General features: G+C 70.3%; 16 protein-coding genes. 6 read left to right on the top strand and 10 right to left on the bottom strand.

All coding sequences use genetic code 11. The annotated features are described in order from the left end of the window. Window positions 1-49 precede the first annotated feature (49 nt). Window positions 50-337 carry a DUF4190 domain-containing protein gene (locus ACFYQQ_RS12785; protein WP_355795144.1) on the bottom strand — a complete coding sequence of 96 codons (288 nt, stop codon included), beginning with the start codon at window positions 335-337 and terminating at the stop codon, window positions 50-52. A 97-nt stretch (window positions 338-434) separates the two neighbouring features. Next, on the bottom strand, window positions 435-1,151 hold the full coding sequence (locus tag ACFYQQ_RS12790) for a GAF and ANTAR domain-containing protein (RefSeq protein ID WP_356244024.1): 717 nt from the start codon (window positions 1,149-1,151) through the stop codon (window positions 435-437). A 258-nt stretch (window positions 1,152-1,409) separates the two neighbouring features. On the opposite strand from ACFYQQ_RS12790, the gene ACFYQQ_RS12795 reads away from it, so the two are divergent. From ACFYQQ_RS12795 to ACFYQQ_RS12805, 3 genes are all read left to right on the top strand, one after another. Beyond that, complete coding sequence (locus tag ACFYQQ_RS12795) at window positions 1,410-1,670, top strand: WhiB family transcriptional regulator (protein ID WP_356244022.1); 261 nt, start codon at window positions 1,410-1,412, stop codon at window positions 1,668-1,670. Between the two features lie 164 nt (window positions 1,671-1,834). Further along, window positions 1,835-2,269 (top strand): ATP-binding protein, encoded by a 435-nt coding sequence (locus ACFYQQ_RS12800; RefSeq protein WP_355783116.1) that lies wholly within the window; start codon window positions 1,835-1,837, stop codon window positions 2,267-2,269. A 204-nt stretch (window positions 2,270-2,473) separates the two neighbouring features. Continuing rightward, window positions 2,474-2,869 carry a hypothetical protein gene (locus tag ACFYQQ_RS12805; protein ID WP_356175247.1) on the top strand — a complete coding sequence of 132 codons (396 nt, stop codon included), beginning with the start codon at window positions 2,474-2,476 and terminating at the stop codon, window positions 2,867-2,869. A gap of 48 nt (window positions 2,870-2,917) precedes the next feature. Here ACFYQQ_RS12805 and ACFYQQ_RS12810 read toward each other — a convergent pair whose 3' ends face one another. After that, entirely contained in the window at window positions 2,918-3,265 is a 348-nt protein-coding gene (locus tag ACFYQQ_RS12810; protein ID WP_356175246.1) for a PRC-barrel domain containing protein, read from the bottom strand. Between the two features lie 146 nt (window positions 3,266-3,411). Beyond that, entirely contained in the window at window positions 3,412-3,921 is a 510-nt protein-coding gene (locus ACFYQQ_RS12815; protein WP_355795744.1) for a DUF6328 family protein, read from the bottom strand. Window positions 3,922-4,079: 158 nt separating this feature from the next. Here ACFYQQ_RS12815 and ACFYQQ_RS12820 point away from each other — a divergent pair, with 158 nt between their 5' ends. Next, a complete protein-coding gene (locus tag ACFYQQ_RS12820) occupies window positions 4,080-4,571 on the top strand; it encodes a hemerythrin domain-containing protein (protein ID WP_356175242.1) in 492 nt (163 codons plus the stop codon). 110 nt (window positions 4,572-4,681) lie between these two features. On the opposite strand, the gene ACFYQQ_RS12825 is transcribed toward ACFYQQ_RS12820, so the two are convergent. The 6 genes from ACFYQQ_RS12825 to ACFYQQ_RS12850 form a co-directional block, all read right to left on the bottom strand. Continuing rightward, window positions 4,682-5,011 (bottom strand): DUF5133 domain-containing protein, encoded by a 330-nt coding sequence (locus ACFYQQ_RS12825; protein ID WP_356244019.1) that lies wholly within the window; start codon window positions 5,009-5,011, stop codon window positions 4,682-4,684. A gap of 89 nt (window positions 5,012-5,100) precedes the next feature. Continuing rightward, on the bottom strand, window positions 5,101-5,964 hold the full coding sequence (locus tag ACFYQQ_RS12830; RefSeq protein WP_356244016.1) for a SigB/SigF/SigG family RNA polymerase sigma factor: 864 nt from the start codon (window positions 5,962-5,964) through the stop codon (window positions 5,101-5,103). Window positions 5,965-6,484: 520 nt separating this feature from the next. Then, the gene (locus tag ACFYQQ_RS12835; RefSeq protein WP_355786519.1) at window positions 6,485-6,934 is read right to left on the bottom strand and encodes an ATP-binding protein; all 450 of its coding nucleotides are present in this window, start codon (window positions 6,932-6,934) and stop codon (window positions 6,485-6,487) included. Between the two features lie 210 nt (window positions 6,935-7,144). Then, window positions 7,145-7,318: a CsbD family protein gene (locus tag ACFYQQ_RS12840; protein WP_355786516.1), complete on the bottom strand. Its 174-nt coding sequence runs from the start codon at window positions 7,316-7,318 to the stop codon at window positions 7,145-7,147. 195 nt (window positions 7,319-7,513) lie between these two features. Then, window positions 7,514-8,164, bottom strand: a complete 651-nt coding sequence (locus ACFYQQ_RS12845; RefSeq protein WP_355786514.1) for a DUF4360 domain-containing protein — start codon at window positions 8,162-8,164, stop codon at window positions 7,514-7,516. 530 nt (window positions 8,165-8,694) lie between these two features. Beyond that, a complete protein-coding gene (locus tag ACFYQQ_RS12850; protein WP_355786511.1) occupies window positions 8,695-9,174 on the bottom strand; it encodes a hypothetical protein in 480 nt (159 codons plus the stop codon). Between the two features lie 117 nt (window positions 9,175-9,291). On the opposite strand from ACFYQQ_RS12850, the gene ACFYQQ_RS12855 reads away from it, so the two are divergent. After that, on the top strand, window positions 9,292-10,128 hold the full coding sequence (locus ACFYQQ_RS12855) for a hypothetical protein (protein ID WP_355786508.1): 837 nt from the start codon (window positions 9,292-9,294) through the stop codon (window positions 10,126-10,128). A gap of 161 nt (window positions 10,129-10,289) precedes the next feature. Further along, entirely contained in the window at window positions 10,290-12,194 is a 1,905-nt protein-coding gene (locus ACFYQQ_RS12860; RefSeq protein ID WP_355786505.1) for an AMP-dependent synthetase/ligase, read from the top strand. Window positions 12,195-12,450: the final 256 nt, after the last annotated feature.

Raw genomic sequence — 12,450 nt, forward strand, 5'->3', positions numbered from 1 at the left:
ACCGGATCGATTCCGGTGGGGCCCCTCCGTGACGTCCGTCGTCGGCCGGTCAGCCGCCCACGTACCAGGTGAAGCCGCCGTTCGAGGCGGCCACCGCAAGAAGAACCGCGAAGATGACCAGGTCCACGATTCCGAGAACCACACCGGCCTTCGCCATTCCGCCGCCGCCCTTGACCCCGGCCTGACGCATTCCGATCACACCGAACACAATGGCAAGGGGACCGAGAACGATGTTCAGGAAGAAGAGTCCCACGATTCCGCAGACAAGGCTCGCGATGGCCAGACCATTCGTGCGCGATCCGGAGGACGCGGCAGAGGAACTGCCATAACTCGTCATCAGATTCTCCCGCTGTCGGTGCAGTTGGCGACAGCACCCGAGGAAATTCAGGCGCTCCTTCGTTTACCGACCGTTCGAGTGCCCGGCAGAACTCCGCCTATTCCAACGGGCTGTCAGGTTTGTCGCCGGTCTCGCAGATCTGCCGGGCGACCTCACGGAGTTTGATGTTGTGGTCCTGGGAGGCTTTCTTCAGGACCTTGAACGCGGTCTCCTCGCTCAGACCGTAGCGCCCCATCAGGATGCCCATGGCCTCGCCGATCTCGTGCCGCGTCTCCAGAGCGTGACTGAGCTGCGCGTGCGTCCGGGCCGCCGAGAACGCCACCGCCGCGTGCGAGGCGAGGATCCAGCCCGCGCGCTGCGCCGTCTCGTCGAAGGTGTAGGACCGCCGCGAGTAGAGGTTGAGAGCGCCGAGGGAGTCGTCCTCGGTGAACAGGAGGAAGCCCATCATGCTGCCCATGCCCAGCTTCCTCAGCTGGGGGGCGAAGCGGGACCAGCGCTCGTGCGGCTGACGCAGGTCCTCGATGGCGTAGACCGGCTGGCGGTCGGCCACCGCGTCGAAGCAGGGCCCCTCCCGCAGGTCCTGCTGGATCCGGTCCGCGAGGCGCACCACGTCGTCCGTCGCCGCCAGGGCGAGGACCTCTCCCCGCCGCACGGTGAGGATGCCCGCCTCGTCGCATCCCCTGATCAGCACGGTCGCATGCTCGACCACCCGGTCCAGCGTGTCCTGGACCGACTCCTGCGCCAACAGGTCACGGGCCATGTCCGCCAAGCCGACGGCGAACTGCTCCCAGACCTCGCCGGGTTCCTGCGACATGTCCACCTGCCTCACCGATGGGGAACTGGCGCACACCTGGCGTTTCCATCTTGCCACCATCGGGGCGCCCTCGCGCCGGGTCGGAACCCCCCGGTCTGCGTGCCGGCAGCGGCGACAGTACGCCGTCCGCCGGGCACGTCGCGCGTCCGCGGAACCGAACCCGCGGGGCTCCGTCCGTTTCACATGGGCGATCAGGGGTGACCCGGACGGCGACCCAAGCACCGATCCGACCGACGACCACGATGGCAGGAGGCCCTCATGGACGACTGGCGCGAGTCCGCGGCATGCCGCACCGCCGACCCCGATCTGTTTTTCCCCATTGGCAACACCGGCCCTGCCCTGCTGCAGATCCAGGAGGCCAAGGCCGTCTGCCGGGGCTGCCCGGTCCAGGACGCGTGCCTGGAGTGGGCGCTGGACTCCGAGCAGACCCAGGGCGTGTGGGGCGGCACGAGCGAGGACGAGCGGCGCGCGCTGCGCAGGCGTACTGCGACCCGCCGGGCCAGGGCGGCCGCGGCCTGATCAGCCACGCCGGGCACGTCCGTGCGCGGAGCGGTCCGGCGAGGAGTGGAGGGCACGTGACGCAGCCCGAGAGCCCGGGACCGTCGCCCGCCGGCGCGGACGACCCCGCGCTCCGACCCGCCGGAAGAAGCAGGAGTCCCGGTGCCGATTTCCGGGAAGGCGACATGGCAAGAAGACCGAGTGGGGACGAGAACCTGTCACGCGAGCACATCGACATCCTCAGCAGCTCCTTCGCCGGACAGTTGCGCAACGTCACCGACGCGCGCCTGACGGCGGAGGGCTTCCTGACCGCGCTCGCCCGCACGGCACCGCCCAGCACTCCTGAGCACTGGGACGACATCCTCCTCGTGGTGACGGAGCTCGCGGCGAACTCGATCCAGTACGCTCCGGGCCCCTTCGAGCTGCGGATGCGCCGGACGTTCGACGGCGTCCACGTCACCCTGCGCGACACCAGCACGACGAAGCCGGCCCCGCGCCCCTTCCACCCTCGCGAGGGCGGCGGCGGCATCGGCTGGCACCTCGTCCACGCGCTCTCGGACCAGGTCAGCGTGGTGGTGCGCCCCGACGGCAAGGACGTGCACGCCTTCCTGCCCTGGTGAGCGGACGGGCCCGGGTGCCGTCGTGCGCGAGGCGGCCGGGGTAGGTGTGGAACCCGGGAAAGTGAGCATCCGGCTGACAGGCAGAGTTCCGCAGCCCTGCCCTGCCCGCGTTGTCAGTGGTCTCCGCAACAATGCCGGGCAGCGAGAACGTCACCGCTCCGGCGGTACGCGATCGAACCACGTCCGTCGAAAGGCTGCCTCCACATGACGCTCGCCCTCCACCGTTCTCCCGGGTCCGTGGGCCGTGACCAGGGCCGGGTGACGCCGCTCCGGGCCGTCCCCCGCCCTCACACCCCGCTCAGTGCGGGCGGTGCCGAGGTGTTGCGTCTGATCACGGAGCAGCGGCTCTCCGTCTGCCTCACCGTGCACGCCAACGGCCGCCGCCGCTACGGCTACTGGCAGCCCGTCTCCTCGGCCGCCCGGCGCGGCGGCTGCTACGTCGCGCTCCCGACGGACGAGTGCGACGCGCTGCACGCCGCCGGCCGGCTGGTGCTCGGCGACCCGGTGGTGGACCCCTCGAAGACGACGTATCCCGTCAGAGCCGCGGAGCGGAGCACACCGTCCGTGACGAGTGCCCCGCAGCACGCCCTCACCGCCTGACCCCGGCGTACGGGCAGGCGGTGAGGGCGTCGGCCGCGCGGACGGCCGTCAGTGACCGGAGCCGTAGTGCCCGCCCAGCTGGTCGCGGTAGGCGGGGTCGCCCAGGTGCTTCTCCTTGTCGAACTCGGGAGACGCCTTGATCTCGTCCTTGGTGCGGGACACGAGGATCTTCCGGGCCTTGTGGTCGATGTCCTTGATCGTGCCGGCGGGCAGCATCACCTGCTTGCCGAAGATCCACACGCCGGTGTCGACCACGATGTACTGGGCGACGACGTCGTTGGAGTGCTTGTCGACCTTGCCGATGTGGCCGTCCTCGGCCTCGACCGCGTACCCCGTCAGGTCGTCGTCGGGCGTGTGGCCGCTGGTGGGCGTGTAGTTCCACAGGGAGTCGTCCACCCTGTACTCCTCTCGAAAGGTCCGGTCGGCCGACCGGATCGGACCAGTCGCCGCGCCTGGGATCGGCGGGCGCTCGTGGTCCAGTGCCCCGTCGGCGGCGTTGAACGCGCGATACGGCCGGATCGGTCCGGCCCGAGGGCGGGAACCTACCGGGCCGGCGTGTCCCGGTTTGCCGGGAGGGCGGCCGTGTGGTGGTGACGTGCCCACACCGGCAGGACGAACCAGCAGAACAGGTACCAGGCGACGATCCCGGCGACCAGCCAGGGCACGTAGCTGTCGTGCGTGGCCACCCGCAGGATCAGCAGGAGCGAGGACGTCATGGTCGCGAGCAGCAGGATCAGCCCGGCGAAGGTCAGCCGGGAGGCCCACTGGACCATCTGCGGCTTCACCCGGCTCCCGGAGACGAGCCGGTGCAGGGACACCGGGCCGATCAGCGCGCCGGTGGCGGCGGCGCCCAGCACGACGGTGACGATGTAGATCGTCTGGTCGGTGTCACGCAGCTGTGCGTAGCGCGGAGTGAAGACGACGGTGAGCAGAAAGCCGAAGAGGATCTGCACGCCGGTCTGGGCGACCCGGATCTCCTGGATGAGCTCGCCCCATTTCCGGTCGGCCCTCTCCTCCTCCGTCTCGTCGCGCCCGCTCCCCGCGGCGCCCACGTCTTTTCCTAGGCCCGGCAACGTTCCTCCTGGTGCGCGGCTGTCCTCGCGGAAACGCTTTTTTCACTCCGGCGCCGCAAAATCACCGTGGTGGTCGGGGCGTACCGGGGTATGCGCCTGAGTGGACCGATCTCTTTCAAGGAAAGGCGTGTACCGCCGTGTCTGCAACGCAGGATGTCGTCGAACTCATTCTCGAGGATCACCGGAGGATGGAGGATCTCTTCCGTGCCATGCGCAGTGTCGAGGCCGACAGGGCGAGCGCGCTCAAGGAATTCTCCGGGCTGCTGATCGCGCACGCCGTCGCGGAGGAGCGCGAGGTCTATCCGGCCCTCAAGCGCTACAAGAACATCGACGACGAAGAGGTCGAGCACGGCGAGTCGGAGCACGAGGAGGGCAACGAGGCGCTGCTCGCGCTCCTGGAGGTCGACGAGGTCGGCTCCGACGAGTGGGACGAGAAGCTGGAGAAGCTCGTCGAGGCCGTCACGCACCACGCCGACGAGGAGGAGCGGACCATCCTCAACGGCGCCCGCGAGAACGTCGCCATGGAGCGCCGGGAGGAACTGGGCGCGGCCTTCCTCAAGGAGCGGGAGCGTCAACTCGAGGCGGACTGCGGGTCCCTGGAGCACGTCCGGGGCATCGTCGAGAGCTGACGGGCCGGCGCGGGCACCCCGGTGTCCGCGCCGCCGGGTCCCACACGCCACTGACCGGCCGCACCCCTCGGGGTGCGGCCGGTCAGCCGTTGTGCGCTCCTCGCCCGGTGTCAGTCGCTCATGACCGGTGTCTCGGCGTCCGGGACACCGACGCCGAGGCCGAGCGGCCTGCCGTTCGTGATGACGCGGCGGCCGACCGTCGTACGGCCGAGGGTGCCCTGCGGGGCGGGCGACACCGGGGTGGCGGTCGCCGCGAGCTGCTGCCGGGCCGCGGCGAGGGCCCGCCGCACGTCACGGGTACCGGTGGACACGCACAGGGTGTAGGCCAGGTCCTGGGCGCGCTGGCCGGGCCTTCCCACGGCGTCCGCGGCTTCCTGGTCGGCGAGCGCCTCGTACTCCTCCACGAGCTTGCGCAGCGTCTCAGGGTGGGGCATCAGCATGGTCGTACTCCTTGGTCACAGGGCGGCGGGTCCGGCCTGTCGCGGCCGGGCTGGGCGGGAGCGCACGTGCGGAGAGGGTGGTGGAGCGGTCACGCGGTAGCGGACGGTCCCGCGGGGCGGGGGCGCTGCGTCTCGTCCGCGAGCGCCTCGGCCCGGACGCGGGCACAACTGCTGCTGATGAGCCGGGAGACGTGCATCTGCGAGATGCCGAGCCGGTCCGCGATGCGGTTCTGGGTCATGTCCTCGAAGAACCGCATGTAGAGGATGGCGCGTTCGCGTTCGGGCAGACGGCTCAGACCCTTCTTCGCGGCCTCGCGGTCCACCACGGTGTCGAAGGAGGAGTCGGCGGCGCCGAGGGTGTCGGCGAGGCTGTACCCGTCGTCCCCGGAGGGCATCTCGGCGTCGAGGGAGAGCGTGCTGTAGCTCTCCAGCGCCTCCATGCCGTCAGCGGTCTCTTCCTCGGTCAGACCGCAGTGGGCGGCGATGTCGGCGATCGAGGGCTCGGGGGAGCCCGGGTTCTGGGTGAGTTCGCGTCGTGCGACCCGCACCTTGTTCCGCAGTTCCTGCACGCGGCGCGGAACCCTCAACGCCCACATGCGGTCGCGGAAGTGACGCTTGATCTCACCGGTGATGGTCGGCACGGCGTAGCTCTCGAAGGCGCCGCGCGAGGGGTCGAAGCGGTCGATGGCCTTGACCAGGCCGAGGGCCGCGACCTGCCGCAGGTCCTCGATCGACTCCCCCCGGTCGCGGAAGCGGCCGGCGATGCGATGCGCCATCGGCAGCCAGGCCTCGACGAGTTCGTCCCGGATGATGTCGCGCTCGTGCCCCTCACTCAGCTCGGCCAGCCGGGCGAAAGCCGACGCCGTGTCCGGGGCATCGTCATGCGACCGCCTGGCGGCAGAGCCGCTGCGGGCGGGGTCGGCGGAACGGCAGGTGGATACATCGGTGAGCATGCGGTATCGCTCCTCCACGGTGCTGTCTGGTGATGACCGCGGGAGTACGGCGCCGCCGGTCCCCGAGGGACGGCCGAGGCGGCATACCACTCCCGCTGGCGCGCCTCCGGTCCGAAGCACGAAATTCGGTTGCCCTGCCATCCTGCGATCAAACAGGCGTGTTCGCACCTTCAGTGCCCCGTGATCCCGGGGCACCCGGCCTCGGCCGAAAATGCGCGTATACGCAGAGTCACTTCCGCGAATTCACGGAAACGGGTGTGTGAGGCGCTCCGCCGGGCAGGCGAGTTGGGCGCAGAACACTCCGGAGCGAACTGCTTGAGGCCCGGACTATTCCCGTACCCGTCGGCTCGGGCGAGGGGCTCCGCATTCCCCCGGGTTCATCCGCGCATACGCCGAGGACCGCCACCGAATGACGGTCCAGGCAGGTCGAGTCGGGAACGGCGCTCCGCGGACCGCGGATTTCACCGCATCCGGCGATCGGCCCCGTCCGGCGATTTCCGGACGGGGCGGGGTCCCGCGCTCAGGCGAAGGCGAGCGGCACGATCGCGGTGATGCGTTTGCCGCTCGGGCGCAGACTGGAGACGACGATGTCGCGGGCGAGCCGGCAGATGATCGGCCATCCATGGCCCCCGACGCGCATCCGGCCCTGTTCGTCCACGCGTTGCTTCGTCTCGGGCACCTGGTCGCTGCCGTCGCTCACGGACACCTGTACGGCGTGGTCGACCAGCGTCACTTCGAAGTCGGTGACGCCGCCGCCGTGCAGGATGGCGTTGCTGGTGAGTTCCGAGGCCACGAGCAGCGCGTCACCGACGGCGTCGTCGTCACCTCGGGGGTCTTGGCCCTGGAAACGTCCTTCGAGGGCGTCCCTGACGGCCTGGCGTGCCTCGGCCGGACTGCTCGGTCCGCACGAGCGCGGTCGGCCGGCAACGGCCGCCGTGTCGGTGGAGTGCGTCCCGTGTTCCCCGCACATCCTTCGCTCCTCAAGCCTCGTGGTCTGAACTCTGTTTCTGGCCCTGCCCGCTGGAAACGGCCCCGTTCGGTCGGCCGGCGCGCGAGGGCGGGAATTCCTTCGAGTACGGTGCGGCCGGGCGTCGAGTCGACCGCCGGCCTGCGCATTTCCCCCGGAAAAAGGCGGGCCCGCCACAAGAACGTGCGGCGGGCCCGAAGGATGCAGTGATCCTCAGTGCCGGAATGCGTCCTTGGCCTTTTCCTTGGCCTGCCGGGCATCGCCCTTGGTCTGGTCCGCCTTGCCCTCGGCGACCATCCGCTCGTTGCCCGTCACGCGCCCGACGGCCTCCTTGGCCTTGCCCTTGGCCTGCTCGGTCTTGGCTTCGGCCTTCTGGTTCTCGGACACCGCAGTTCACATCCTTACTGCTTCGACAATGCGATCTACCACTACGGCTCACCACGGAATGCGGCTCCAAACCCGGACGGACTCGGAATCCGGATCCGTTCCCTCCAAGAGAGGAATCCCGGGGAGCGGTATTCGGCCGGTCCGGGGCCGCGCGTCCACCGGCTCCGGTGCGCGGGAGCCGGTGGACGGCGGGGGTCACCTGCCGGGACACTCCTTCCAGGCCAGGTGGTAGACGGTGCTGATGTCGCCGTCGGTGGAGTCCATGGTCATGAAGCTGGTGCTGCCGGGCGCGGACGTGCCCGCGTTGACGCGGAGTTCAGTGTTGATGTTGAAGTTCCGCTGCACTCCGCAGGGTGCCCAGACCAGTTGGGCCCAGTCCGTGGTGTCGGTGGCCTGCCAGTTGTCGTTGTAGGGGCCGCGGAAGGGATGGGTGATCGCTGCCGTGTTGGACGACCCCTGGAAGTAGTAGGACGCCTTCTCGGTGCTGGTGGCACCCGACTGGAGTGCGGCGAAGCCGCGGTAGTCCGCGCTGGCGACGGCGTAGGTGAAGCCCTGCGGCACGTGGACGATCAGGTTGAGCTGGCAGTTCTTGCGGAACGCGGTGGGGTCGGAGCTGCCCCCGACCTGGGCGAGGTAGTCGCTGTAGGTCACGGTGAAGGCGGTGTTGTCCGGGGAGACGGCGACGGCCGCGGTGCCCTGCGGACAGCCGGAGCCGTTCACCGTGGCGACCTTGATGACGATCTTGTCCGGGGGCGGGTCGGTGAACCCGGAGGACGGGTCGGTGACGGGGATCGCGGTGGCGAAGAGAGCGGCGATCGCGCCGCTCAGGAACAGCCCACCAGCCATATCGGTCCAATCCGTTGCGTCGGTTCTCCGGCGGCACGGGATGTGTGCCGCCGCGAATCAGGGGGGTGCGGCGCTCCGCCTGCGCGGAGGCCGTCGCGGGACCAGGTGCGGGATCGGGTGGAACGACACGTGCGTCATGCACATGCCAAAGACGTGCCTGTGCATCACTCCGCCCTTGTGAAGGAGCTGTGAAGGCGGGGCGTCCGTATCGTATGGACGCCCGCCCCGGGCAGCCAGAGCGATCTCCGGCCAATCACACGGGCCCTGCTTTTCGGCCGTGCCGGCGCCGGGCTGGTCGCCCGCCTAACGTCAGGCGTCTCCCGGGCCCCACTGCGTCGGACCGGCCCGGTACGCCTTCGACAAGATGTTCAGCTGTGCCAACCATCTCGGTCTCTTCGCCGAGGAGATCGGCGCCACCGGTGGACAACTGAGCGACTTCCCTGGGGCGTTCACGCCGAACAGCTCGACGTGGCACACCACCCGGACGGGACCGGCCCGCCCCCTCACGCGGGCTCCGGATCGGTCGGCTGCTACGCGTCGTCCTCGTCGGAGGCGGGCGACTCCGCTCCCGGGATGCCCAGGCCCGCGTACAGGAGCGAGGCGAGCTCCTCGGCGAACAGGGCCGGCTCCGTCAGCGCCTGTTCGACGACGGCCGCGTCGGCCGTCAGTCCGGCCGCGGCCGACCAGGCCAGCGCGCCCTCCACCGCCCGCTCGACGGGGAACTCCTCCAGCGGTATCTCGTAGCTCTCCGCCGTCTCGCGGTCCAGCAGGCCCTCCCAGCCGTGCCCCTCCGGGGTGACCCCCTTCACCAGACCTACGTCACTGTCCATGAAGGACACCATCAGCACCGGTGTCCCGGTCCTGCCGACGAGGGCGGCCAGCGCCCGCTCCGGAGCGTCGGCGAAGTCGGCCACCTGCCAGCCGTCCTCCAGGACCTCCGCGTCCTCCACCTCGTCGAAACCCGCCGCCTCCATGAGATCGCGCAGGTCACCATCCGTACGGGCCGCCACGGACCCTCCCCAGTTCCCCATGCGCCGAAAGGCAGCGGACGGCACTGACAACCCCCGTCCGGCGGCGGCGCGGGGCCGGGATAGCGTGCGGGAGCGCCCTCGCACTCCGGGAGAGACATGCCGACCGCCCAGCACCGCGTCCTGTTCGTCACCGACCTCGCCTACCAGGCCGGCGGGCGGCGGTACTGCGACGAGGACATCTTCCTCACCTCCCGGTTGCGCGAGGACTTCGACGTCGCCCTGTGCCACCCTCTCGACACGGTCACGCTGATGGACGCCTTCGACCTGGTCGTGGTCCGCAACAGCGGGCCCGTGCTGCACCACCAGGAGGCCTACGACGCCTTCCGTGCCGCGGCCGCCGAGCGCGGGACGCTCGTCTACAACCAGCTGACGGGCCGGGCCGACGTGGCCGGCAAGCAGTACCTCCTGGACCTCACCGCGCAGGGCCTTCCCGTCATCCCCACCGTCGACCGGCTGCGGGACCTCGGCCGGCTGCCCGAGGTCGACGAGTACGTCGTCAAGCCGAAGGCCGGCGCGGACTCCATCGGCCTGCGGTTCGTGCCCCGCGACCGGCTGGCGGACCTCTCCTACGACGGTGTCCTCGTCCAGCCCCGCGTCCCGTTCCGGTACGAGGTGTCGTTCTACTTCGTCGACGGCTCGTTCCAGTACGCCCTGTACGCGCCCCGGCCCGACCGGCGCTGGGAACTCGAGAGGTACGAACCCACCCCCGCCGACCTGGAGTTCGCCCGCCTCTTCGTCGAGTGGAACACCCTCGACCACGGCATCCAGCGCGTCGACGCCTGCCGTGCCCCGGACGGGGAGCTCCTCCTGGTCGAGCTGGAGGACCTCAACCCGTACCTGTCCCTCGGCCTCCTCGACGACCGGACCCGCGACGCGTTCGTGGCCGACCTGAAGACCGCCCTGCACCGCGTCCTCGCAACCAAGACGGGCTGACCCGCGGCCGGGACGGGCCGACCGTCACGGCGTCGTCCGGCGATCAGTGCGGCACCGGTCCGTCATTCCCAGCACAGTGGTCGTCGCTGTGGGCTACATTCGAGATCCTCGACCCAGCGCCTCTCGGTGAGGTCACGTCGCGGAGAATTGCGGAGCGGCGCATGCACGAGTTCGAACACCCCCCTGCGGTCACGGCACCCATGCAGGGAGGACTGGCCGACAGCCTCTTCGACACGGCGCTCCGTGATCCCGGGCTCCGGCAGGCCGCACGCCGCACGAACTCCTCCTCGGCGTCCTGGACACCGGTCACCGCCGCTCAACTGCGGGACGAGGTCGTCGGCGTGGCCCGGGGACTCATCGCCTCCGGCATCTCCCCCGGCGACCGCGTGGCCATCATGGCGCGCACCCGCTACGAGTGGACCGTGCTCAGCCACGCCCTGTGGTGCCTGGGCGCCGAGATCGTGCCGATCTACCCCACGTCGTCGCACGACCAGGTCTCGTGGATCCTCGGGGACGCGCAGTGCGTCGCGGTGGTCGTCGAGGACGAGGAGGGCGTGATGACGGTCGGCTCGGCGTGCGCCTCACTCCCCCGGCTGCGCCACGTATGGCAGTTGGACGCCGGGGCGCTGGCCGATCTCACCGAGCGGGGACGTTCCATACCGCCGATGGCCGTGGACGCCTTGCGGCGGATCGTGCCGCCCGACTCGACCGCGGTCGTCGCCTACACCTCCGGCACGACGGGGCAGCCCAAGGGGTGCGCGCTGACCCACCGCGGCCTGGCGAGCCCCTGCGACACGCTGCTGGCGGGCTGGGGCCACACCGCGGCGCCGCCGGGAGAGCAGCCGGCCGTGCTCGCCTTCCTGCCCTTCTCCCACGTGTACGGCCTGATGATCCAGGGGCTGTGCATACGCGGCGGACTGCTGCTGGGTCACGAACCCGACCTGAGCGAGGACGCGCTCTCCGCCGCGCTGCGGTCCTTCCAGCCCACCTACCTGTACGCCGTGCCGTTCGTCTTCGAGAAGATCTACAAGAACTTCCTGCGGACGGCTCAACAGGCGGGCCACGGAGCCCTGTTCGAGCGGGCGGTGCGCACCGCGAAGGACTTCGCCATGGTCGCCGAGCGGCACCGGCTGGGGACAGGTCCCGCGCCCGGCTTCGATCTGCGCCTGCAACACGCCTTCTACGAGAAGGCCGTGTACCGGAAACTGCGCGCGGCGCTCGGCGGCCGGGTCTGCGGCGCCGTGTCGGGCGGTTCCCCCCTCAACCGCGAACTCGCCCTGTTCTACGCGGGAATCGGGATCTTCGTCCACGACGGGTACGGCCTCACCGAGACCAGCGGCGGGATCACGGCGCAGCCCGTGGGCCGGGAGAAGTCCGGCACGGTGGGGCGCCCGCTGCCGGGCACGGACATCCATGTCGCCGACGACGGGGAGATCTTCGTCCGGGGGCCCTCGGTGTTCCAGGGGTACGTCAACGACCCGCAGGCCACGGCCGCCTCCTTCCTGGACGACTGGCTCGCGACCGGGGACATCGGCAGACTCGACTCCGAGGGATATCTGACCATCACGGGCCGCAAGAAGGACATCGTCATCACGAGCGGCGGCAAGAGCGTGGCGCCCGCGCTCCTCGAAGAGCGGCTGCGCGTCCACCCGTTGATCCACCAGGCCGTGGTCGTGGGCGACAACCGCCCCTGCGTGGGCGCCCTGATCACCCTCGACCCCGCCTTCCTCGCGCACTGGCGCACGGCCCGCTCCCTTCAGGGGGAGACGCCGGGCCGGGAGGTGCGCGAGGAGAACGAGCTGCGGGAGGAGGTCAGACGTGCCGTCGCCGCGGCCAACAGCACGGTGTCCCGCTCGGAGTCCATCCGCGTCTTCCGGGTCCTGCCGGAGCCCTTCGACCTGGCCAACGGCCTGCTCACGCCGTCGATGAAGCTGCGCCGAGACGCGATCGTCAACCGCTTCGCCGCGGAGATCGACGCGATGTATCAGACGTCGTCGAGGACCCCGCGGGAGTACATGCGGGGCGATCCCTCGATCTGGGAGGAGTCGGACAACGTGTTCCGGTGAGCCGGGCGTCGGCGGCGCGCGCGGTCGGCGCGGGGGACGTAGGTGCCTCCCAGCAGTGTCCGCAGGGGTGTCACGCGGCTCCTGACCGGTGCGGGTGTGGTGGTGGTGTTCATGAAGCCACACTGCGCCCGTGCGGGCCCGGCAGCCAGGTCCCGGCGGGAAGCAGGACCGCCGGTCCTGGTGTGAACGCCACCCCTGTCGCCGGGAATAGACCCCGGCCCGTCAGCCGTCGTCCGCCGTGGGCGGCGACGAGCCG

This window comes from Streptomyces sp. NPDC005496 (genome assembly GCF_042872045.1).
Lineage (GTDB): Bacteria > Actinomycetota > Actinomycetes > Streptomycetales > Streptomycetaceae > Streptomyces.

Bases quoted from the DNA above. Each gene is read 5' to 3' on its own strand.
- ACFYQQ_RS12785 (WP_355795144.1), bottom strand. From the start codon at position 337: ATGACGAGTTATGGCAGTTCCTCTGCCGCGTCCTCCGGATCGCGCACG.
- ACFYQQ_RS12790 (WP_356244024.1), bottom strand. From the start codon at position 1,151: ATGTCGCAGGAACCCGGCGAGGTCTGGGAGCAGTTCGCCGTCGGCTTG.
- ACFYQQ_RS12795 (WP_356244022.1), top strand. From the start codon at position 1,410: ATGGACGACTGGCGCGAGTCCGCGGCATGCCGCACCGCCGACCCCGAT.
- ACFYQQ_RS12800 (WP_355783116.1), top strand. From the start codon at position 1,835: ATGGCAAGAAGACCGAGTGGGGACGAGAACCTGTCACGCGAGCACATC.
- ACFYQQ_RS12805 (WP_356175247.1), top strand. From the start codon at position 2,474: ATGACGCTCGCCCTCCACCGTTCTCCCGGGTCCGTGGGCCGTGACCAG.
- ACFYQQ_RS12825 (WP_356244019.1), bottom strand. From the start codon at position 5,011: ATGCTGATGCCCCACCCTGAGACGCTGCGCAAGCTCGTGGAGGAGTAC.
- ACFYQQ_RS12830 (WP_356244016.1), bottom strand. From the start codon at position 5,964: ATGCTCACCGATGTATCCACCTGCCGTTCCGCCGACCCCGCCCGCAGC.
- ACFYQQ_RS12835 (WP_355786519.1), bottom strand. From the start codon at position 6,934: ATGTGCGGGGAACACGGGACGCACTCCACCGACACGGCGGCCGTTGCC.
- ACFYQQ_RS12845 (WP_355786514.1), bottom strand. From the start codon at position 8,164: ATGGCTGGTGGGCTGTTCCTGAGCGGCGCGATCGCCGCTCTCTTCGCC.
- ACFYQQ_RS12855 (WP_355786508.1), top strand. From the start codon at position 9,292: ATGCCGACCGCCCAGCACCGCGTCCTGTTCGTCACCGACCTCGCCTAC.
- ACFYQQ_RS12860 (WP_355786505.1), top strand. From the start codon at position 10,290: ATGCACGAGTTCGAACACCCCCCTGCGGTCACGGCACCCATGCAGGGA.